A 22,532-nucleotide genomic window follows, 5' to 3' on the forward strand; every position below is an offset into this window, starting at 1 on the left:
TGGGCACTCAAGGATTCTGCAAAAACACCACATACCCTCGAAACCACTCATTCCCCTTCAAATACCCCGGCTCCTCCCACTCTCCACCCTGAATCAACCCAATCTTGAATGGCACGCCCAGCCGATTCATCCGTGGCAAATACGCCGCGTAATCCGGGATGCTGTGGCGGCCCTGATAGGTTTGCACCACCACTTCATCAATCACGCCCTTGAGTTGCGCGATGGCCGCCGGGTCGGCATTGCTGCTCCAGTCCATCAGCCCCGTGATGCTCAGACGCAAGTCCTTGGGCAGGCGCTGGCGCAGGTCCCGCAGGAAGTCGGCGTATTCGTTGAGGTATTGGGTGCGCGCATCGAAGTCGATCTGGATACCCACCACCGGATTGCCCGCGTCCCGCCAGCGTTGCACCTGGCCGAGCATCTGGCGGTAGACCGACTCGGGCCAGTGCAGCGTATGGGCGCGGTATACCACCCAGATGTCGCCCTGGGTGATACGCGGCACGCTCATGCCCTGGGCGATGAGTTGCACGCCACGCTGGGGCGCGCGGCGGGTCGAGTTGATCTGGCCCTGGAGGATGTACAGGGTTTTGGCCTGTTTGAGCACCGGCTGGGGAGCGACGCCGCTCCACAGCCAGAACGCGTCATGGTCACGGGCGTCCACCGCGCCGAAGGCCGGGCTTGCCAGCAGGAGCAGGGCCAGCCAGATACGCTTCACGGCTTACCAGTAGTACTGCAGCGACTTGCCCCACTGGGTATCGGCAAACCCGGTTTTCAACTGGCGGAACCAGCCTTTGCGCACGGCCTTGTCGACGTCTTCGCCACCGCAGCTGTTGTAGCCCGAAGGCCCGTAGCAGTTGATGGCGCGAAACAGCGCGTAGGCCTTGTCGTTATGCGGTGCCTTGGGGTTGCCGATCACCTGCTTGTAGCCTTCGAGACGGGAGAAGGTTTCACCTTTGAAGGGCGAGGCGGTACTGCCCAGGCTGCCGGCGGAGCGCGCTTGTTCCAAGGGCATGCCGTCGAGGCCGTTACGCAGGATGAATTCACCCAGGCAGTTCAGGCCCTGGGGGTTTTTCGGGTCGGCCTGCAAGGTGCTGGCGATTTGCGCAACGCTCGGGCAGGTGTAGCCGGATTCGGCTTTGTCACCGGTCCAGCGGAACAGCTTCAACGACTGGCCGCCGCTGTAGACATAGCCCAGGCTGGTGCCGAGCTTGTCGTCGGAAAGCGAGGCGGGCAGTTGCTTCAGGTCTTCGGCAAAGGTCGCGAACTGGCCGCGCAGCAGGTCTTTGTAGAGCAGCGTGAATTGCGCGGTCTGGCGCTCTACCGGGTCGCCCGCATTGGCCAACTGCTGGCGCAGCAATTCAGGGCCGGCGACATTGCGCAGCAGGATATAGCGCACCTGCTTGGCGCTGATCGGGGAGTCGGTGGCGAACACCTTGGCCAGTTGCCCGCTGCGTTCGTAGTTCATCGCCAGGGCCAGCTCAAGCTGGTCCCGTTGCAACGGTTGCTTGGCCAGCGGCAGCAGTTGCAGCCACAGGGCTTCGGCGGCTTTCCAGTCTTCCTTGGCTTCCAGCGCCAGGCCGCGCAGGGTCTGCTGGCTGAAAGCGAAGTAGTCGAGGGTTGAGGGTACGTCCTGCGGCAGCAGCTTCAAGGCGCGGTCAGGCTGATGCTCGACGTACACGGCAAACGCCGCCTGCACATAGGCATACAGCGCCGGTTCCTGGGCAAATATCGACTTTTGCCCGTCGAGGGCTTCGCGGGTGAGTTTGGGCGGCTCGCCGGCGCGCATCCACATCAGGTCGTTGAGGGCCAGGATCAGCGGGTTGCCCACCGGTGCGGTGGTGCTGGTCAGCAGCTTGGTGTCGGCTTCCTGCACCAGTTCATCCAGGGAGACGTTGCGCTGGGCGTCGGTGGCCTGGGTCAGTTGCCAGGCAAAGTCGTCTGCCAGTTTGTCGGGGTTGGGTGCCAGCCAGTGCACCCGGCGCAGCAGGCCGCGGGCGGAGGCGGCGAATTCGCCCTGTGGATAAGTGTTCAGGTAGTCGTCGAAACCCTTCTCGGCCCGTTGCAGGGCGGACTTATCCACATGCTCAAGGGACGGCGTGCCGTGTTCGTCGAAGGCATTTTGCTGGGCGTCGTTCAACGCGGTGCGGGCGGTCATGTACAGCGCGGTTTCCTTGAGCCAGGGCAGCGTGCTGCTGGTCAGCGCCGCGAAGCCTTTTTGTGCGTCGCTGAAGCGCCCGCTGTAAAAGTCCCCGGCGGCCTTCAGGTAGGCCAGCAATGCTTGGCCGTCTGCCGATTTAACCTGGTCGGCCTCGGCTGCGGCTACGCCATCCGAGGAGCAGCTGCCGAGCATCTGTACGCGCAGTTTGGCCAGCCATTGGCGTTCGGCCTGCGGTACATCGGCTTTTACCACCTGGCTGATAAAGGCGGCGGCGCTGTCATCGGCGTTGCTGCGGCAACGGCTGCCTTCGCCGGAAAGGAAGGCTTCACCGGCGGTCTTGTCGTCATCGCGCTTGATGCCCAGCGTGCTGAGCAGTTCGTCCAGTTCGGCGGTGCGCGAGTCGTCGGGTTTGTTGTCGGGCTCATCTGCAGCCGGCGTGAGCCGATACACCGGGAAAGGCACCGGGCCAAAGCCTTCGGACGCGTCCTGCTCGCCCAAGGCATTCGGCGCCAGCGGCATTACCTGCTTGTCCGCCAGCAACAGGCGCAGGTTGACCCGGCTGTCATTGCCCGGGCTCAGGAAGGGCAGGTTGCTGCACACGTCCAGGCTGTTGCGCGACACCCGCCAATCCGGGTAGCACGAGTCATCGCCGCTGGCGTGGGCCTGAAGGGGCAGGGTGGCGAGCAATGTCAGTGCCAGGGGTGACAGAAGGCCGATGCGCATGAAGTGTCCTTGATCCTGAATCCATGGAAGGCAGCAATCATAGCCTGATCCGACCAACGCATCGGAGACACCCTGCGCAAAATTCAGATTTGTCCGATTGGCGGATGGCAGTTCAAATCGCGCAAAACAGCGGGCGAATCGAGGCCTTTTGACCTAGAGTGGCGGGTGTTTGCGCAAGCGCAGGTTTAGTAGTGGGTGAGGAAGTAGAGGTGCGACGGTCTGTGGCGGAACAAGACAACAAGGCCGGGGCATTTCCCGTGCTCAATCCTGGCCTGTGGGAGAGTGCCGGCTGGCTGGCTCGATTGTGGTGGGTGCCGCTGGTGGCGTTGGCCATGGCCGTACGCTTCTACGGTTTGACCGCCTCCGCGATCTGGGGCGATGAAGGTTCAAGCCTGCTGCTGGCCGAGTATTCCCTGGAAGACCTGTGGTTTCACGCCGCCCATGACGTTCACCCGCCGCTGTATTTCTTCATGCTGCGGGGCTGGATCGAGGTGTTTGGCGACAGTATTTTCTCCCTGCGCAGCTTGAGTGCGCTCCCCGGTGTGGCCGCCGTCGGCCTGGGCATCTGGCTGACGCGCCTGATCGCGACCCGCCGTGCGGCAGTGCTGGCGGGGGTTTTGCTGGCGTTGCTGCCCACGGCGGTGCGCTACAGCCAGGAAGTGCGGATGTACTCCCTGCTGGGTGTGTGGCTGCTGGCCGCCACCCTGGCATTGGTGTATTGGGTCCGCCAGCCTGAGCGCAAGCGGTATCTGGTGGCCTATGCGCTGTTGATGACGGCGGCCTTCTATACCCACTACTTCACGGCGTTGTGCGTGCTGGTGCACTGGGCCTGGCTGGTGCTGCTGCGTCTGCCACGGGCCGGCGGCCTGCGCCGGGTCACGCGCCCCGGCTGGTGGGTGGCCAACGTTGCCATTGTGTTGCTGTACCTGCCCTGGCTGCCGAATTTGCTGGGCCTGGTGCAGCACACCGAAGAACTCAAGGTGGGCGGTGATATTGGCTGGGAAGACCCGGTCAACCTGTACTCCGTACCGTCGATGGTGTGGCAGTTCCTCATTCAGGACCCGGGCGACCACCTGTGGCGACCCCTCTTTGTCGGGTTTCCGTTATTGCTGATAGCGCTGGTAGGTGTGACCGCGTGGCGCGATCAAAGCCGTTATCGGGTTGGCTGGTTGCTGGCGCTGTTTTTCATCCTGCCGGTGCTGCTGGTCTATGGGGTTTCGTTTATTTCCCCGGTGTTTATCGAGCGCTATCTCACCGCCTATGCGATGAGTTTGCCGATCATCGTGGCGTTGGCCGTCGACCGTCTGTCGCCACGCCTGCCGCTGGCGGGGGCGGCACTCTTTGTGCTGGTTGTCGGGGTGGAACTGGTGGGCGTGAAGAGCAACGCCACCGTCGATCAACATGATCAATTCAACGTCGCGGTGGAGTTCGTCAACCGCAACTACCAGGAAGATGACCGCATCGTCATCAGCGACATGCTGTGGTACTTGCCCTACGTCTATTACGACGAGACCGACGCCCAGCTGCAACTCTTTACGCCGCCGACCGCCGCCGGCAAGTCGACCCGGCCGAATGCCTATGGTTTTGGCACCTTGGTGGACCAGGATGGCGGGCGTATCTACCTCGATCGCCTGTCGGCATTGCCCACCGATATCCAGCGTGTCTGGCTGATCAGCGCCGCTGACGGCCCGGATGAATTTGCCCCGTTGCCGGCAGGCTGGCGCCAGCTCAGCCAGCAGGATGGCGGCGGTGCTCGCGCCCGGCTCTTCGTGCTGTGTAACGCGCCGGCGGGTGTGCACCGCGAAGGCTGCGATTAATCTTCGCAACACCTGAGAGGTTTATGTTCGCCTGGGGGCTAGACTCAGGTGAACCCTCTTTTCAGGATCACATCATGGAATCCCCGGTACACAGCTTGCCATCCTTGTTCAAACAGCTCGGCTTGCCGGATGACCCGGTCAGTATCGAGCGGTTTATCGCTGTCCACTCCCCACTCAAACCCGAACTGCATCTGGCGGATGCGTTTTTCTGGACGCCAGGCCAGCGCGCGTTTTTGCGTGAAGAGATGTTGGAGGACGCGGATTGGGCGGAGGTGGTGGATGAGTTGAATTTGCGGTTGAGAGAGGGGCGTGGGGTTTAAAACCCGCTTTACTGACCCACATCTTCGCGCCGCCACCACCCATCCCAAAATTTGTTTCAAAACTTGACGACATTGGATCCATCGACCATATTGATAGTTAGCAAACTAACTGTATGCGAATAATCCAGTGTCCCAGACCCTCGAACAACTCCAGATGAACATCAGCAGCAGCATGGTGGTAGGTGCCAGGACCTGGCGCAAAATCTGCCAGACCACGCTCGTCAGCTATGGCATCTCCGAAGCCTGCGCCGTGCCGCTGCTGATGATCGGCCGCCTCGGCGACGGTGTGCACCAGGTCAAGGTGGCCCAGGCCGCCGGGATGGAAAGCCCATCCCTGGTGCGCCTGTTGGACCAGCTGTGCAGTTCCGGCTACGTGTGCCGCACCGAAGACATCCACGACCGACGCGCCAAGGCCTTGAGCCTCACCGAGCGTGGCCGCGAGCTGGTGCAGGCGGTGGAAGAGCAACTCGTGCGCCTGCGCCGTGAAGTGCTGGCGACGATCGACCCCGATGACCTGGAGGCCGCATTGCGTGTGTTGCGGGCCTTTGAAGGCGCCAATCAACATCCTATGGTTGTGAGTTCTTGAACGGATTTTTTACCGGCATGCCGCCGGCCAGGGATTGGTTCTATGGCGTCAGGACATTCGCCGCCTCAATGATCGCGCTGTACATCGCCATGCTGATGCAGATGCCGCGTCCGTATTGGGCGATGGCCACGGTGTATATCGTGTCCAGCCCGTTTGTCGGCCCTACCAGCTCCAAAGCGCTGTACCGGGCGGTCGGCACCTTCATGGGCGCGGCCGCAGCGGTGTTTTTTGTGCCGATGTTTGTGCAGACGCCTTACCTGCTGGTGGTGGTGATCGCGCTGTGGACCGGGACGCTGCTGTTCCTGTCCCTGCACCTGCGCACCGCCAACAGCTACGCGCTGATGCTGGCCGGCTATACGTTGCCGCTGATCGCCCTGCCGGTGGTGGATAACCCGCTGGCGGTATGGGATGTGGCTGAAGCGCGTACCGAAGAAATCTTCCTCGGTATCGCCGTGGCGGCGGTGGTGGGGGCGATGTTCTGGCCGCGACGGCTGGCGCCGGTGTTTGATGATTCAGTCGCCAAGTGGTTGTCCGATGCCCAGGTCTACAGCCTGCGTTTCCTCAGCCGTAACGTACAGCCTGAAGAAATCAGCACCTTGCGCGGCGGCATGGTGGCGACCTTCAACACCCTGGAATTGATGATCGGCCAGTTGCCCCACGAGGGTGCTCGGCCGCAAACGGTGCGTAATACCAAAGAGCTGCGCGGCCGGATGATCCACCTGCTGCCGGTGATCGACGCCCTGGACGATGCGGTGTTCGCCCTGGAACACCGCGCCCCGGAACTGCTCGACCGGTTCACGCCGTTGCTGGCCGCCGCCCTCGAGTGGCTGGAGAGCACGCAAAAGGACGCGCCCCTCGAACGCTGGCGTGCCCTGCGGGACCAGATCGAAGCCCTGCAACCTGACGCCGAAGCCCTGGAGGATCGCCACACGTTGCTGTTTTCCAACGCCCTGTATCGCCTGGGCGAGTGGGTGGATCTGTGGCAAGACTGTCGCAGCCTGCAAGCTGCCATTCAATGCGAAAGCCAGGACAGCTGGCGCGCGGTGTACCGCCACTGGCGCCTGGGCCGGCTGACGCCCTTTCTTGACCGTGGCCTGATGTTCTACTCGGCGTTTTCCACCATCACCGCGATCATCGTCGCCTCGGTGCTGTGGATCCTGTTGGGCTGGACCGACGGCGGCAGCGCGGTAATCCTGGCGGCGGTGGCGTGCAGCTTTTTCGCCTCCATGGACGACCCGGCGCCGCAGATCTACCGGTTCTTTTTCTGGACGGCGATGTCGGTGCTATTCGCCAGCCTCTACCTGTTTCTGGTACTGCCCAACCTGCACGATTTCCCGATGCTGGTGCTGGCGTTTTCGGTGCCCTTTATCTGCATCGGCACCCTGACAGTACAGCCGCGCTTCTACCTCGGCATGCTGCTGACGCTGGTCAACACCTCGTCGTTCATCAGCATCCAGGGCGCCTACGATGCCGACTTCCTGGCCTTCGCCAACTCCAACCTGGCCGGCCCGGTGGGCTTGTTGTTCGCCTTCGTCTGGACCCTGATCGCCCGGCCGTTCGGTGCCGAGCTGGCGGCCAAGCGCCTGACCCGCTTCAGCTGGCGCGACATCGTCAGCCTCACCGAGCCCGCCACCCTGGCCGAACACCGCAAGATGGGCGTGCAAATGCTCGATCGCCTGATGCAACACCTGCCGCGCCTGGCGCTGACCGGCCAGGACACCGGCATCGCGCTGCGCGAAGTGCGGGTGGCGCTGAACCTGCTGGACCTGCTGGCTTACTCGCCGCGCATCCTCGGTGTGCCACGGGTGCTGCTTAACCAGGTGGTGGAAGGCGTTGGCGGTTACTTCAAGGCCTGCCTGAAAGCCGGTGAGCGTCTGCCGGCCCCCAGCGGTCTGCTGATGACCCTTGACCGTACCCGCCGTGCCCTTAACGGCCAGGGCTTGCAAGGCGAGGACGAAACCCGCCTGCACCTGCTGCACGCCCTGAGCGGCTTGCGCCTGTCGCTGTTGCCGGGCGTGGAATTTCTTGGCGGCACAGAGCGGGAAGCGCCGTTACCCGATGGAGCGCCTTTATGATCGGTGATCTGGATATCAGCGGGGTGTTCCTGCCCACGCTGCTGGTGCTGATGGGCATTACGTATGTGTTGTACCTGGTGGTGCACGGGCTGTTGACCCGCGTCCACTTCTATCGCCTGGTCTGGCACCGGGCATTGTTCAATGTGGGTCTCTACGCTCTGTTACTGGGCGCAGTGGATTCACTCAGTCGATACCTCATGACATGAAAAAACCTTTTTTGACCATCGGCCGTGTAGTCCTGACGTTATTGGTGGTGACCTTCGCCTGCGTCGTGGTGTGGCGCATGGTGATGTACTACATGTTCGCGCCCTGGACCCGTGACGGCCACATCCGTGCCGACATCGTGCAGATCGCCCCGGACGTGTCCGGGCTGATCCAGCAAGTGGACGTGCGCGACAACCAGTTGGTGGTGCGCGGCCAGGTGCTGTTCTCCGTCGACCAGGACCGCTTCAAGCTGGCGTTGCGCCAAGCCCAGGCCGCTGTGGCCGACCGCCAGGAAACCCTGGCCCAGGCCATGCGCGAGAACAAACGTAACCGTGGCCTGGGCAACCTGGTGGCGAGTGAGCAACTGGAAGAAAGCCAGTCCCGCGTCGCCCGCGCCCAATCGGCCCTGGCCGAGTCGCAAGTGGCGGTGGATGCCGCACAGCTCAACCTGGACCGCTCGGTGATCCGCAGCCCCGTGGACGGCTACATCAACGACCGCGCGCCGCGTAACCAGGAGTTCGTGACCGCCGGGCGCCCGGTATTGTCGGTGGTGGACAGCAACTCGTTCCACATTGACGGCTACTTCGAAGAGACCAAGCTCGACGGTATCCACGTCGGCCAAAGTGTCGATATCCGCGTGATCGGCGACAAGGCCCGCCTGCGCGGGCATGTGCAGAGCATCGTCGCCGGTATCGAAGACCGTGACCGCAGCAGCGGCTCCAACCTGTTGCCCAACGTCAACCCGGCGTTCAGCTGGGTGCGCCTGGCCCAACGGATTCCGGTGCGCATCGCGTTTGACGACGTGCCGGCAGACTTCCGCATGATTGCCGGGCGTACCGCCACCGTGTCGATCATCGGTGACAAACCCGAGTCGGGGGAGAAACCATGAAACGGCTCTTAGCAACCGCCGGGCTGGGGTTGTTGCTGTCGGCCTGCCAAGTGGTGGGGCCCGACTACAAGCTGCCGGACAAGGCGGCGGTGAACCGCGGCGACCTTCAGGGCCAGTTGGCCGGGGAGGGCCACAATGTGGTGTCGGCGCCGGTGCCGGCGGACTGGTGGAGGCTCTACCAGGACCCGCGCCTGGATAAGTTAGTGGAGCAGGCGATGGCCTCCAACACCGACCTGCGGGTGGCGGCGGCCAACTTGCAACGCTCGCGCTATCAGGTGCAGCAAGCCGAGTCGGCCGGCGGCTGGAGTGCCGGCGCCAAGGCTGAGGCCCAACGCCTGCAAGAGTCCGGCGAAGCCTATTTGCTGACGGAAAAAGTCCCGGTGGCCAACATCGGCAGTGCCAGCATCAGTACGTCCTACCAGTTCGATTTGTTCGGCACCTTGCAGCGCGGCATTGAAAGCTCCCAGGCCAGTGCCGATGCGGCCCAGGCGGCGGCTGATATCGCCCGTATCACCTTGGTGGCGGACGTGGTGCGCTCCTACACCCAGGTGTGCGCGGCCAACGAAGAGCTGGCGATCGCCAACGAATCCCTCGACCTGCAAGCCCAGAGCACGCACCTGACCCAGCGCCTGCGGGATGCCGGCCGGGGTGATGAAACCCAGGTCACGCGTTCGCAAACCCAATACAAATCCTTGCGCGCCGAAATGCCGCGCTATGAAGCATTGCGCCAGGCCGGCTTGTTCCGCCTGTCGATGTTGCTGGCCAAGCCGCTGAATCAACTGCCCGCCGGCACCGCTCAATGCGCCGAGCTGCCGCATATCGCGCAGTTGCTGCCGGTAGGCGACGGCGCCACGCTGCTCAAGCGTCGCCCGGATGTGCGCCAGGCTGAACGCCAACTGGCGGCGGCCACCGCACGTATCGGTGTGGCCACCGGCGCGCTGTACCCGGATATCAGCATCGGCGCCACCGTGGGCACCGTCGGTATCCTGGATGACCTGGGCACGCCGGCCACCAACCGCTGGGGCTTTGGCCCGCTGATCAGCTGGACACTGCCGACCAACGGCGCCCGTGCCCGTATCCACGAAGCCGAAGCCGCGACCCAGGGTGCCCTGGCGCACTTCGATGGCGTGGTGCTCAACGCCATCCGCGAAACCCAGACCGGCCTCGCGCAGTACACCGCCCAATTGCAACGCCGCGACGCCCTGGCCGATGCCGGCGCGTCGGCCAAAGAGGCGGCTGAGCAGACGCACCGCTTCTTCCAGGCGGGCCGCGCCTCGTTCCTGGCCGACCTGCAAGCCACCCGCACCTACACCGACGTGCGGGCGCAGTTGGCCGCAGCGAACACCCAGGTTGCCATGAGCCAGATCGATTTGTTCCTGGCCCTGGGCGGCGGCTGGGAAAGTGGACGAACGCAAGCCACACAAGCCAGCAAACCCTGAGCTGATTGCTATGCTTTGAAAGGCGAGCCTGCGTGATGGCTCGCCTGACACTGCTCGCGTTTGCTCATGGGGATTCCAATAATGAAAAACCCTTATGCTCCCGCTTTCTGGTGCGTGTTCTTCGCACTGGTGTTGCTATCGGCGACTTACTTCTACGGCATCATGCTGGCCCATCAAATCGACAAGGCCATGGTGTTCCTCGACAGCGCCAGCGCGCTGATCGCGGTGTTGTCCATCGGCGTGGTGGCCTGGGCTTCTTACCAGGGCCAGCGAATCAAGCGAAGACTGCTCGAACAAGGCAAGACCCGCGTGGCGATCTGGGACACCAAAGTCGCCCTGCGCCGGGTCGAGACGGTGTTCGACCGCTACTTCTGGGGCAGCTACTGGCAACCGGGGCGCACCTTCCAGGAAGTCATGGGTGAGCTGACCGGCACTCCCCTGGAAAAAAGCCTCGAAGCCCTGAAAAAACAATGCGTGATGCTCGATCGGCAAGTCGCCGACGGACGGCATTGGCTGAATAACGCGCGGGAATTATCCGACGTGGCCACGGCGATGGCGCGGGAGCGTTACCAGCTGGATTTTTACGATCCCAAGTCCGATACGCCGGGCAATGCGGTGATCCACCGTGAGTTTGAAGTGCTGGTGTATACGTGGACGGCGCGGCTGAAGAGCTTTGACCATCAGCTTGATGAGATTGAAACCGAGTATTCCTGAAATCTGTGGTGTCTGTACTGACGCCTTCGCGAGCAAGCCCGCTCCCACATTCGATCGAGTTCCATCTTTGGAATGCAGTCGAATGTGGGAGCGGGCTTGCTCGCGAAGGCACTTTACCGTTCAGCGCTGAAGTCTGCGCCTATTGAAAAACTGGGCTGCACACGCCAGCCAATGCTAATCTTCCCCGGATTTCGGCGGGCTTGAGCCGACACCCTTCGGGGTTCAGGGAAGACAGCCCACTTCACAGGATTTGATCAGGTCACTACATGAATAAGCCAGCAGTCGTTTTCTTGGGTATCGTCGTCGCCATTGGTGCAATCAGCGCAGGCGGTGCCTGGTACACCGGCAAGCAACTGGAGCCGGTGCTGCAAACCGCCATCCAGGACGCCAACAAGGAGCTGCAGACCTCCATGGCCGGCGTCGATGGCACGGTGACCCTCGAACTGGTCTCCCTCGACCGCCAGCTGTTCAGCAGCACCGCCCACTATCGCCTCAAGGCCCAGGGCGCGGTGTTCGGTGAAAACCACCAGGACACCGAACTGCTGTTCGTCGACCATATCGAACACGGCCCGCTGCCGTTCTCGCGCCTGGTGTCGCTGAAGTGGCTGCCGGTCATGGCCACCAGTCACTACGAGCTTGAGAAAAACCCCACCACCGAAAAATGGTTCGCCGCCAGCAAAGACGTGTCGCCGCTCAAAGGCGTGGCCAACATTGGCTATGACCGCTCGGTGACCGGCAACGTCGAACTGCTGCCCCTGGAACTCAAGGACGACAAGTCGGCCGTGAGCTTCTCCGGCGCCAACCTGGACTTCAACTCCACTGCCGAAGGCAAGAAGGTCAAGGCCAGCGGCTACATGGACAGCCTCAAGGTCTCGGTCGTCGACGCCAACAACGCCAAGCTGGATGCCGAGCTGAGCGGCCTGACCATCGCCAGCAACCTGGAAAAAACCACCTTCGGTTTCTACACCGGGCAGAACACCGTCGAGCTGACCAACACCAAGGTCACCTTCGGCCCGCAGCAAGCGGTGCTGACCCTCAAGAACTTTGAGCAGAAAGACAGCAGCGAAACCAAGGACAACAACTTGGCCGGCCGTGTCGACTACAAAATCGACGAGATCGGTTACCAGGGCAAGCCAGTGGGTTCGGCGGCCATGGCGGTCAGCATGAAGAACGTCGACATCCCGTCGATGCTGGTCCTGACCAAGCTCTACCAGGAAAAGGTCCAGCCGGCCCAAGCCGCTGCCGCCGCCGGCCAGCCCGTGCCTGAGTTGCAACTGACTGACGCCGAGCAAGCCCTGGCCCAGGCCAACGTCGACCAACTGCTGGCTGCCAAGCCGCAAGTGGCGGTCGAAAACCTGTCGCTGAAAACCACCAATGGCGAAAGCCGCTTCAACCTGGTGGTGGACCTGGCCAAGCCGTCGAGCATGGACCTGCCGCCGGTTGAGCTGGGCAAGCAGATCGTTGCCCTGCTGGACGCCAACCTGACCCTGTCCAAGCCGATGATCCAGGACGTGGCCGGCCTGCAGGCGCAGATCGGTGGTGTGACCGACCCGAAAGCCATCGAGCAGCAATCCCAGATGGCCAGCGAGATGATCAGCGGCATGGCCGTGGGCACTCAACTGGCGACCCTGGTGGGCACCGATGTCGTGTCCAAGCTGCACTACGCCAACAATGAAGTGACCTTCAACGGCCAGAAAATGACCGTCGAGCAATTCATTGGGTTTGTGCTGGGCAAGATCGGTGCGGTCAGCGGCGCTCAATAAGAATCGTCTGAAAGTTATGTAGGCCAATTCTGAATAATTGTTCGGAATTGGCCTTTTTTGTGCCCCTCTCAAGGATATTGCGCCCCAGGAAAGCTTGGCCGGGTCATTAGATGCCGGTCGCCTGGTGTGCCCTACAGGTGAATTTATCGCTACAGCTTTCCGTGGAAGGAAGCTGACGATATGTCGCGTAATGTTCATCCCTTTATTCGCCTGGCCCTGTGCAGCCAACTGCTGTGGCCCGTCGTGGCGTCGGCCGATGCAGCCTATGATTCGCTGATCAACCAGGCCCGCAGCGGCAACTATGGTCCGGCCCTCAACCTGTTGCGCCAATTGCCCGCCGAGCGCCAGACGCCGGGGCAGGTCAGCGATCACCTGCTGATTGCCAGTTGGGCGCGCCAGGACGCCGAAGTGCTGACGGTCTACGAGGCCCAAGGCCGCACTCGCACCCTCACTACCCAGGCACTGGCCACCGTCGCCCGCACTTACCGCAACCAACAGCGTTGGGCGCAGGCGATTGCCGTGTATCGCCAGGCGCTGCTGCGCGAGCCGAATAACCCCGACCTGCAACTGGGCCTGGCCTTGACCCAGGCAGACGCCGGGCAGACAGCCGAAGCCGTGCAGCGGACCCGCGCCCTGGTGGCCGCCAAGCCCGACGACGCCGACCGCCGCATGGCCTTGGGTTACGCCCTGACCCGCGCAGGTTTTACCTATGACGCGCTGTTCGAATTCGACCAGGCGTTCATCCATGCTGGCAACAAACCTGAAGTCGCCCGCGAATACATCATCGCCCTGCAACGCGCACGCCTGCCGGAACCGGCCTTGCGCCTGGCCGCCCGGCGCCCGGGCCTGCTGGACCCGGTCACCCAACGCCGCCTCGAAGGCGACCTGGCCGCCGAGCGCGTGCGCCTGGCCGAGTTCGCCACCCGCAGTGAAAAAGAGCGCTACGTCATCGCCGACCGCGCCCTCAAGGATTACGACCAACTGCTCACCACCTGGATACCGGATACCAGCGCCCATGACGACGTGGTGCGCTGGCGCATCGACCGCCTGGGCGCGCTGAAAGCCCGGGCGCGCACCGCCGAGGTGGTGCGCGATTACGAAGGGCTGAAGGGCGAAGGCGTGCAACTGCCGACCTACGCCCTGCGCTGGGTCGCTGCCGCCTACCTCGACCAGCGCCAGCCGGAAAAGGCCGCGCCCCTGTATCGCCAGGCCCTGGCGGCGAGCGACGCGGACGCGGGCGATCACGTCGAAGACAGCACCGCGCTGTTCTACGCCCTGCTGGAAAACGATCAAGTGGTGCAAGCCCGCGAAGTCGCCGACAACCTGGCGAGCACCCAGCAACCTCGGGTCGAACTCAAGGGCTTGCCCATCGGCAACCCCAACGACGCATGGATGGACGCCCAACAATTAGCGGCCCAGGCCGGTACCTATGGCGCCGACTTGCCCGCCAGCGAAAAAGGCCTGGAAGCCCTGGTGCAACAGGCCCCCGGCAATATCGGCCTGCGCCTGGCCCAGGCCGACATGTACCGTGCCCGCGACTGGCCTCGGCGCGCCGAAAACACCCTCAAGGAAACCGAAGCCCAGGCCCCGCGCGACATCGGCCTGGAGGTTTCTCAAGGCCACACTGCCCTGGATTTGCAGGAGTGGCGTCAGCTCGATGCCCTCACCGACGACGTGGTCGACCGCGCCCCGGACAACCGCCAGGTGCAGCGCCTCAGCCGCCTGCGGGATGTGCACGACATGGCCGAATTGCGCGTCGAGGCCTACACCGGCAAAAGCAACGGCGGCGGCGATAACGGCGCGGGCGCGGTGTCCGGCAGCCGCGACTTTGGCATCGAAACCTTGCTCTACAGCCCGCCTATCGATGAAGACTGGCGCGTGTTCGGCGGGGCCGGCTACGCCACCGCCGATTTTGAAGAAGGCACCGGCCAACACCGTTGGCAGCGCCTCGGGGTAGAGCGGCGCACCCGTGACATGACCCTCGAAGCCGAGGTCTCCAACCACTCCTACGGCTTTGGCGACAAGCAGGGCGCGCGGGTCGCGATTGCCCGGGACATCAATGACCAATGGCAGTACGGCGGCAGCCTCGACTACCTCTCCGCCAACACCCCGTTGCGGGCGCTGAACGCCGACATCACCGCCAACGGCGGCAGCGGTTTTATCCGCTGGCGCGCCAACGAAAGCCGCGAATGGAAACTGGCCCTGAGCCCATCCCACTTCAGCGACGGCAACAACCGCCTCGAAGCACTGCTCACCGGTCGCCAGGGCGTGTACAGCTCGCCGGGGGTGCAAGTCGATCTGGGCCTGGAAGTCGGCACCAGCCGCAACACCAAGGAAGACACGCCGTATTTCAACCCGCGCTCGGACTTCAGCGTGCTGCCCACGGCCACCGTCAACCACGTGCTCTACCACCGCTACGAGACCCAGTGGAGCCAGCAGTTCCAGGTGGGGGCGGGCACCTACAGCCAGCGCGATTACGGCACCGGCGGCGTTGCATTGGTGGGCTACGGCCAGCGTTTTCGCTGGAACGACGTGCTCGAAACCGGCGCCAACCTCAGCTGGATCAGCCGACCTTATGACGGTGAGCGCGAAAGCGATCTGCGCCTGATCGTCGACCTCACCTACCGCTTCTAGAAGAGTCCGATCATGCCCGTTTTGTCCCGTTGCCTGTTGGCCCTGGGGTTAATGCTGAGCAGCGCTTGCGCCCAGCAACCCGCGCCCTTCACTCCACCCGCCGAGCGGCTCAAGCCTGCCAATGAAGCGCCGTGGCCGAAGAACCATTTTCTCGGTATCGCCTACCACGACATCGAGGATCGCGATCCCGATCAGGCAGTGGTGGCGGTGCGCACCGAACGCTTGATCGAGCAACTGGCGTGGTTGCGGGAGAACGGCTACCAGCCGGTCACCGTTGACCAAATCCTGGCGGCCCGCAGCGGTGGCCCGCAGCTTCCGGCCAAGGCGATCATGCTCAGTTTCGATGATGGCTACGCGAGCTTCTATACCCGCGTGATGCCGATCCTGCGCAGCTATAACTGGCACGCGCTGTTGGCGCCGGTAGGTGCATGGGTGGACACGCCGCTGAACCAGCCGGTGGATTTCGCCGGCACGCCACGGCCGCGTTCAGACTTCCTGACCTGGCAGCAGGTGCGCGAAATTGCCCAGTCCGGCCTGGTGGAAATCGCCGCCCACACCGACGCCAATCACAAGGGCGTGCTGGCCAACCCCCAGGGCAACCTGCAACCGGCCGCCACCACCCGGCGTTTTGATCCGAAGACCAACCGCTACGAAACCGAAGCCCAGTTCCAGGCGCGGATGCGCACCGACGTCACGGCGATCTCCAACAAGATCCGCGCCGTCACCGGCAAGGCCCCGCGTGTGTGGGTGTGGCCGTACGGCGCCGCCGACGGTACCTCATTGGCCGTGGTGGGCGAGCAGGGTTACCAGATGGCCCTGACCCTGGAAGACGGTCTCGACAGCCTCGGCAACCTGATGAGCAGCCCGCGGTTCCTGGTGGCGTCTGACCCGGACGGCGAGCACTACGCCAACGCCATCGTCGCGACCCAGGCCGAAGCACCGCTGCGGGTACTGCATGTAGACCTGGACAACGTCTACGACCCGGACCCGGAACAGCAGGTGCGCAACCTCGACAAGTTGATCCAGCGTGTGGTCGACATGGGCGCCAGCACCGTGTTCCTGCAAGCCTTCGCCGACCCCAAGGGCGATGGCCTGGTGCATTCGCTGTACTTCCCCAACCGTCATCTGCCGGTGCGCGCCGACTTGTTCAATCGCGTCACCTGGCAACTGCGTACCCGGGCCCATGTGAATGTGTTTGCCTGGATGCCGGTGCTCAGTTTCGCCCTGGATGCCAAGCTGCCCCGCGTCACCCGCTGGGACCCGCAAACCGGCAAGGTCGCCATCGACCCGGACCAGTACCAGCGCCTGTCGCCGTTTGACCCGAAGGTGCGGCAGATCATTGGTGAGATCTACGAAGACCTGGCCCGCACCAGTGCCATCGACGGTGTGCTGTTCCACGACGACGCGGTGCTGTCGGACTTTGAAGACGCCAGCCCATTGGCCCTCAAGGCCTATGCCGCCAACGGCCTGCCAGGCAGCATCGAAGCCCTGCGCGCCGACCCGGCAGTAATGCAGCGCTGGACCCGTTTCAAGAGCCGCTACCTCATCGACTTCACCCACGAACTGACCGCCAAGGTCCGCACGCTGCGCGGCCCGCAAGTGCAGACCGCGCGCAATATCTTCGCCGAGCCGATGCTCAACCCGGGCAGCGAAGCCTGGTTCGCGCAGAACCTCGACGACTTCCTCACCAGCTACGACTGGACCGCGCCGATGGCCATGCCGTTGATGGAAGGCCAGGACCTCAAGGGCTCCAACGCCTGGCTGGAAAAACTCGTGGCCACCGTCAAGGCCCGCCCCGGCGCACTGCACCGCACCGTGTTCGAGTTGCAAGCCAAGGACTGGCGCACCCCGGCCGCCCCGGACCTTTCCGGCGCACAAATGGCCGAGTGGATGGGCGTGCTCAAGCGCCAGGGCGTGACCAGTTTTGGCTACTACCCCGACAACTTCCTGGAGAATTCGCCGGATCTGAAAATCGTGCGTCCGGCCCTTTCCAACCAGTGGAATCCTTGACTCATGTTCGACAGAATCCTCGCGTTAATCGTCTTGTCGCTGGTGTTGGGTGTGCCCCTGGGGCTGATCTTTCTGGTCACCGGGCAGTTCCTGATGGACTTCGTGTTCTTCTATCCGCTGTTCATGTCCGGCCTGTGGATCGCCGGCGGCCTGTACTTCTGGCTGCACTGGGAGCGCCACTGGCCATGGGCTGACGATACCCCGGCGCCGGTATTGGCCGGTGAGCCGCTGATCTCGATCCTGATCCCTTGCTACAACGAAGGCGACAACGCCGCCGAGACCATCGGCGCCGCGTTGGCCCAGCAGTACCGCAACATCGAAGTGATCGCGATCAATGACGGCTCCAGCGACAACACCGCCGCCGTGCTCGATGCATTGGCCCTGAAAGAACCGCGCCTGCGGGTGCTGCACCTGGCGCAGAACCAGGGCAAGGCCGTGGCCCTGCGCATGGGCGCGGTGGCGGCGCGCAGTGAATACCTGGTGTGCATTGACGGCGATGCGTTGCTCTCACCGAACACCGCTGCTTATTTGGTGGCGCCGATGCTCGACAACCCGCGCCTGGGTGCCGTCACCGGCAACCCACGGATCCGCACACGCTCGACCTTGATCGGCCGGGTGCAGGTGGGCGAGTTCTCGTCGATCATCGGTTTGATCAAGCGTACCCAGCGCGTGTTCGGGCGGATCTTCACCGTCTCCGGCGTGGTGGTGGCGTTCCGGCGGGCGGCCCTGGACCGGGTCGACTACTGGAGCACCGACATGATCACCGAAGACATCGACGTGAGCTGGAAGCTGCAACTGGACCACTGGAGCATCTTCTACGAGCCCCGCGCGCTGTGCTGGATCCTGATGCCGGAAACCCTCGGCGGCCTGTGGAAGCAGCGCCTGCGCTGGGCCCAGGGCGGCGCCGAAGTGCTGTTCAAGAACATTCGGGGCATCTGGCAATGGCGCCATCGCTACCTGTGGCCGCTGCTGTTCGAGTACTGCCTGTCCACCGGCTGGGCCTTCACCTTTTTGCTCTCGGTGATCTTCTGGGCCGTGGGCAAAGTCGTGACGCTGCCCGCCGCCATCGCCGTCGACTCGCTGATGCCGCCGGCCTTTACCGGCCTGCTGCTGGCGGTGGTGTGCCTGGTGCAGTTCGCGGTGAGCATCATGATCGACCGGCGCTATGAAAAGGGCCTGTGGAAAACCCTGTTCTGGACCGTCTGGTACCCGTTGGTGTTCTGGCTGGTGAGCCTGTTCACCACCCTGGTCAGCTTCCCCAAAGTGCTGTTCCGCCAGCACCAGAAACGCGCGCGCTGGGTCAGCCCGGATCGCGGTATCAAAGCCCCCACTACGGATGTGCAACCATGAACCTGATCCGAACCCAACAACGCCCGGTGATGTGGGCGATCGACGTATTCCTGACCCTGCTGGCCTGGGCCGGGCTGATCATCCTGCTGGTGCGCGGGCTGGTGCCGATGCTCGACAGCCACGGCGGCCCCCGGGTCGAAGCACCGATTTTTGCCGCGATGGAAACCTTGCAGATCTACCTGTGGATCGCCGTGTTCAACGCGGTGGTGCTGATCAGTTGGGCACGTTACCAGCAGCGACGCGGCAAACGGTTTGCCCAGCGGCGCTCGGCGGCCAAGGCCTTGAGCGACCAACGTTTGAGCGACAGTTTCAGCCTGGGGGAAGGCGACCTGGAGCAACTGCGCCGCCCGGGCGTGCTGGTGATTCATAACGACCACGAAGGCGGGGTGCAGGAAGTGACTGCGCACGTGTCGCGGCATGTCGAGCGACCGGGATTGAAGCTGGTGCCGGGGCAGGAGCGGGCCAAGGAGGTGGGTTAACCTGAATGCCAAAAAAATGGGATTCAACTCACAAGATAGCCACGAACTGTTCTCATCTTTTGGCCACTACCCCGTCTTGAAAGGCCCGGTCCAGCGACTGGCGTTTCTCCGAACAAAGCAACGTCACCACCTGGACCGACAACGGCGGCCCATGTAAATCCGATAGTCGCTCAAGTATCGACGGTCGCCGCCGATTCTCTGTTTCTCGATACATCTTCGCCGCCGGGGTCCATGGCGGCGATGTCGTTCGTCTACGGAGTTTCAAATGAAAGGCAAGGGAATTCAGCAAACCGTGTTGGCCATGATGGTCGGTGCGGTGGCTACGCAAGTGAGTGCGGTTGATACGGATATCACGACAGGGCAGAACAGCTGGGCAGGTGAAAATCTCAGCCAGCCGTTGACGCTCACCGGCAGCCGCTCGGTGGTGGCGCAGAACCCGTTCACCTACGGTGTCACCTTCGGCGATACCAACATCCAGGGTTCGCTGGTGAACCGTGCCGATATTTCCATGAGTGGCAATGCCCGTGCCGTTGGCGCGTTTGCCGTTGATGGTGCGTTCACCCCAGGTGGCATGCCGGTGGGCGGTACCATCACCGGCGATATCATTCAGGCCGGTACACTCACAATGACAGGCCTGCCAGACGCCGAAGGGTTTGAAGTCGGCGGCACGACGGTGGGTGGCAGCATCATCAACTCGGGCAAGATCATCATTGATTCCACTGGCCAGCCTTTCGGAGCAGGCGAGGGGATCTACATCAATGGCACCACCATCGGTGGCGACCTGTCCAACACCGGGCTGGTGGACGTCACCGGCGATGAAGGCACCGGCCTGATTCTGGATCGGCACAATAATTTGTCGGTGATCATCGGCGGCAAGCTGCTCAATTCCGGCACCATTCGGGTCTCCGGTGAAGAGGCCGTGGGCATGGACCTTGAAGCCCCTACCAGTGACCTGAGCATTGAAAACAGCGGGTTGATTTCCGCCAATGGCAACCATGCCACCGCCGTGCAGGTATACGAGGGCTCTATCGATTACCTGCTGAATACCGGCACGATTGAAGCCAAGGGCAGCGATGCCACGGCCTTCAATCTGCGCGGTGCGGACTTTACCGCCAACCTGCCTTCCGGCGCGCGGGGCCTCATCAACCGCGGCACCATCAGTGCAGGCGGTACGGCGATTCTGGTCACGCCCCAGGAGCAGCTTACGGCGTTTGAAATCAACCAACAGGCCGGTGAAATTCGCAGCGAGTCCGGCACGGCCATTGACGGTGCGGGCCTGGCGAGCCTGAACTGGACGGGTGGCAAGATCACCGGCAACATCCTGAACACCACCGCTGTGAACATCGCCGGCCAGGCCGATTTTGTCGGCAACCGCATCGCCAGCCCGGTGTCGATCAATGCCGGCTCGCTGAACCTGTCGGCCCCCGGCACTACCCTCGTGGGTGACCTGAACGTTGCGTCCGGCGCGGGCATCGACATGCGCTTGAGCAACGCCTACCTGCCTTCGGCGACTTATCTGACGGTATCCGGTACAGCGAATTTCGCCCTGGGCTCCAGGCTGACCGTGAACGCCAAACCCGGAGATTTCAGCGCCCCTTCCGGCGGCACCGAATACACCCTGTTAAGTGCCAGCAGTCTGAAAAACCATGGCCTGACAGTTACCAGCAACTCGTCGTTGCTGGATGTGCTCGGCTACTCGGCCGATGCGCAGACAGTCAAGGCCGTTGTGGCGGTGAAAAGCGATCAGCAGGTGCAACAGGATTTGAGCAGCGCAGGTGCCAGCCGGTCGGCTATCACCGCGCTCAACGAGCTGAAAAATCATGTGCTTGGGCAGTTGAGCCCGAACGATCCGCTGTTCAAGGCCTCGGCCGGGAGCGGGCAGGCATTGGCGCAACTGGCTGAACAGCTTAAACCTGATGTGAGCCGCGGCGCGCTGGATGTGGCGTTGTCGGGGCAGACCGTGATCAACGGCGCGATCTTCAACCGCCTCACCGGCCAGCGTGAAAACCGCGAAGCCGCTGGCGTGTGGGTGCAAGGCCTGAGCAGCAACATGGACCAGGACGGCCGTGACGGTGACAACGGCTACTCGGCCAACAGCAGCGGCGTGGCGGTGGGCGCGGACGGTCGGTGGAGCGACACCACGACCCTCGGGGTGGCCTACAGCTACCTCAATTCCACTATCCATTCCGACCTGGGCAACAAGACTGAAGTGCAAGGCAACGCGCTGTCGCTGTACGGCAACTGGTCGCTGCAGAACTGGTTTGTCGATGGCAGCCTGAGCTACGGCCATAACGACAACGACAGCAAACGCCATGTGGCGGGCACCACCGCCAAGGGCAGTTACGGCAGCGATGTGTTGTCGGCAAGCGTGCTGGGTGGCTACACCTTCAGACTTTCGGATGCCGTATCGATTGAACCGCGGGTGGCGGCCCGTTACTCCAGCGTGCGTATGGACGGCTTCAACGAGAAGGGTTCTTCTGCGGCGTTGAGCACCGGTTCACAGCGTTATGAAGTGGGTGAATTGGGCGCGGGCCTGCGCCTGGCGGGTAACCTGCCGCTCTCCACCGGCAGCCTGCAACCGGAGGCCACCTTGATGGCCTATCACGACCTGATGGGCGACCGTGTGGCGCAGACCTCCAGCTTTGTGCTGGGCGGCTCGGCGTTCACCGTTACCGGTGCTTCCGTGGCGCGGGACAGCTACGAGGCCAGTGTGGGCCTGAACTATCAGGTGTCGGCGCTGACCGTGGGTGCCAGCTACACCCGCCAGGCGCGCAGCGGGTTTGATGCCGATGGGGTCATGCTTAAGGCGCGGTATGCGTTTTAAACCCTAACGTTGATAGAACAAATGGCGTCGGGCCACGGCTTTTGCAGGTGGCTCGACTTGCTGGTTATCTTAGGGAACATGAAATCATGAGTATTGCGCAGCCAAGCCTTGCAAAAGCCGCCTACGCTCTGGCGAGCCCCGTCAAACGATTGGCCGGCTATGTCGTGGACCTGGCCGTCGTGTTTTTTATCCTGTTTTTAAAAGGCTTCCTGATGCATTTGCCCATGCGGTTCGGGTCGGCCTTGAGCCTGAACATTTTTCAGGGGGTCGAATACTTCCTGGCCTTGCTCGCCCTGGGTTACTTCCTGTTCTGCGATGCACTCCCCAAGGGTCAAAGCCTGGGCAAGCGTCTGTTCAACATGTCGGTGGTTGGCTTTCCCTACGGGCCATCCTGCACCGTGCTTCAGTCCGCTTTGAGAAATGCGCCCAAGGGGCTTTTCAGCATCCTGGACGGGGTATTTGTGCTCTTTGGTTATCGTCGGCGCCTTGGCGACATGCTGGCCAGAACCATCGTGATCAATTCGAAGTAATACGCGCGAGCAGGAGACAG

Annotated in this window: 17 protein-coding genes; 15 read left to right on the forward strand and 2 right to left on the reverse strand. The window is 62.9% G+C overall.

Annotated elements, in window-relative coordinates; all coding sequences use genetic code 11:
• Window positions 1-7 precede the first annotated feature (7 nt).
• Entirely contained in the window at window positions 8-712 is a 705-nt protein-coding gene (locus HX855_RS29015) for a DUF3142 domain-containing protein (protein WP_177087958.1), read from the reverse strand.
• Between the two features lie 3 nt (window positions 713-715).
• Entirely contained in the window at window positions 716-2,878 is a 2,163-nt protein-coding gene (locus tag HX855_RS29020) for an outer membrane assembly lipoprotein YfiO (protein WP_177087956.1), read from the reverse strand.
• Window positions 2,879-3,099: 221 nt separating this feature from the next.
• Here HX855_RS29020 and HX855_RS29025 point away from each other — a divergent pair, with 221 nt between their 5' ends.
• The 15 genes from HX855_RS29025 to HX855_RS29095 all read left to right on the forward strand — a co-directional run bounded on the left by HX855_RS29025 (window position 3,100) and on the right by HX855_RS29095 (window position 22,512).
• A complete protein-coding gene (locus HX855_RS29025) occupies window positions 3,100-4,695 on the forward strand; it encodes a glycosyltransferase family 39 protein (protein ID WP_177087954.1) in 1,596 nt (531 codons plus the stop codon).
• A gap of 74 nt (window positions 4,696-4,769) precedes the next feature.
• Window positions 4,770-5,015, forward strand: a complete 246-nt coding sequence (locus HX855_RS29030; protein WP_177087952.1) for a DUF2789 domain-containing protein — start codon at window positions 4,770-4,772, stop codon at window positions 5,013-5,015.
• A 154-nt stretch (window positions 5,016-5,169) separates the two neighbouring features.
• On the forward strand, window positions 5,170-5,601 hold the full coding sequence (locus HX855_RS29035) for a MarR family winged helix-turn-helix transcriptional regulator (RefSeq protein WP_010168758.1): 432 nt from the start codon (window positions 5,170-5,172) through the stop codon (window positions 5,599-5,601).
• On the forward strand, window positions 5,598-7,676 hold the full coding sequence (locus HX855_RS29040; RefSeq protein ID WP_177087950.1) for an FUSC family protein: 2,079 nt from the start codon (window positions 5,598-5,600) through the stop codon (window positions 7,674-7,676). The genes HX855_RS29035 and HX855_RS29040 overlap by 4 nt, the downstream gene beginning before the upstream one ends.
• Complete coding sequence (locus HX855_RS29045; RefSeq protein WP_003218193.1) at window positions 7,673-7,882, forward strand: DUF1656 domain-containing protein; 210 nt, start codon at window positions 7,673-7,675, stop codon at window positions 7,880-7,882. Before HX855_RS29040 ends, HX855_RS29045 begins: the two co-directional genes overlap by 4 nt.
• Window positions 7,879-8,769: an efflux RND transporter periplasmic adaptor subunit gene (locus HX855_RS29050; RefSeq protein ID WP_177087948.1), complete on the forward strand. Its 891-nt coding sequence runs from the start codon at window positions 7,879-7,881 to the stop codon at window positions 8,767-8,769. The genes HX855_RS29045 and HX855_RS29050 overlap by 4 nt, the downstream gene beginning before the upstream one ends.
• Window positions 8,766-10,208: an efflux transporter outer membrane subunit gene (locus tag HX855_RS29055; RefSeq protein ID WP_177087946.1), complete on the forward strand. Its 1,443-nt coding sequence runs from the start codon at window positions 8,766-8,768 to the stop codon at window positions 10,206-10,208. The genes HX855_RS29050 and HX855_RS29055 overlap by 4 nt, the downstream gene beginning before the upstream one ends.
• 81 nt (window positions 10,209-10,289) lie before the next feature.
• On the forward strand, window positions 10,290-10,922 hold the full coding sequence (locus HX855_RS29060) for a hypothetical protein (protein ID WP_003218188.1): 633 nt from the start codon (window positions 10,290-10,292) through the stop codon (window positions 10,920-10,922).
• A gap of 266 nt (window positions 10,923-11,188) precedes the next feature.
• Complete coding sequence (locus tag HX855_RS29065) at window positions 11,189-12,685, forward strand: YdgA family protein (RefSeq protein WP_177087944.1); 1,497 nt, start codon at window positions 11,189-11,191, stop codon at window positions 12,683-12,685.
• Window positions 12,686-12,865: 180 nt separating this feature from the next.
• A complete protein-coding gene (pgaA, locus tag HX855_RS29070) occupies window positions 12,866-15,319 on the forward strand; it encodes a poly-beta-1,6 N-acetyl-D-glucosamine export porin PgaA (RefSeq protein WP_177087942.1) in 2,454 nt (817 codons plus the stop codon).
• A gap of 12 nt (window positions 15,320-15,331) precedes the next feature.
• The gene (gene pgaB, locus HX855_RS29075; protein WP_177087940.1) at window positions 15,332-17,329 is read left to right on the forward strand and encodes a poly-beta-1,6-N-acetyl-D-glucosamine N-deacetylase PgaB; all 1,998 of its coding nucleotides are present in this window, start codon (window positions 15,332-15,334) and stop codon (window positions 17,327-17,329) included.
• Between the two features lie 3 nt (window positions 17,330-17,332).
• Window positions 17,333-18,679: a poly-beta-1,6-N-acetyl-D-glucosamine synthase gene (gene pgaC / locus HX855_RS29080; protein WP_003218180.1), complete on the forward strand. Its 1,347-nt coding sequence runs from the start codon at window positions 17,333-17,335 to the stop codon at window positions 18,677-18,679.
• On the forward strand, window positions 18,676-19,158 hold the full coding sequence (pgaD, locus tag HX855_RS29085) for a poly-beta-1,6-N-acetyl-D-glucosamine biosynthesis protein PgaD (protein WP_177087937.1): 483 nt from the start codon (window positions 18,676-18,678) through the stop codon (window positions 19,156-19,158). The genes pgaC and pgaD overlap by 4 nt, the downstream gene beginning before the upstream one ends.
• Before the next feature lie 265 nt (window positions 19,159-19,423).
• Window positions 19,424-21,982, forward strand: coding sequence for an autotransporter outer membrane beta-barrel domain-containing protein (locus HX855_RS29090; protein ID WP_177087935.1), 2,559 nt, complete (start codon window positions 19,424-19,426; stop codon window positions 21,980-21,982).
• Between the two features lie 86 nt (window positions 21,983-22,068).
• Entirely contained in the window at window positions 22,069-22,512 is a 444-nt protein-coding gene (locus HX855_RS29095; RefSeq protein ID WP_177087933.1) for an RDD family protein, read from the forward strand.
• Window positions 22,513-22,532 lie beyond the last annotated feature (20 nt).

Origin of the sequence: Pseudomonas sp. IPO3778, from assembly GCF_013386825.1 — a bacterium.
GTDB lineage: Bacteria > Pseudomonadota > Gammaproteobacteria > Pseudomonadales > Pseudomonadaceae > Aquipseudomonas.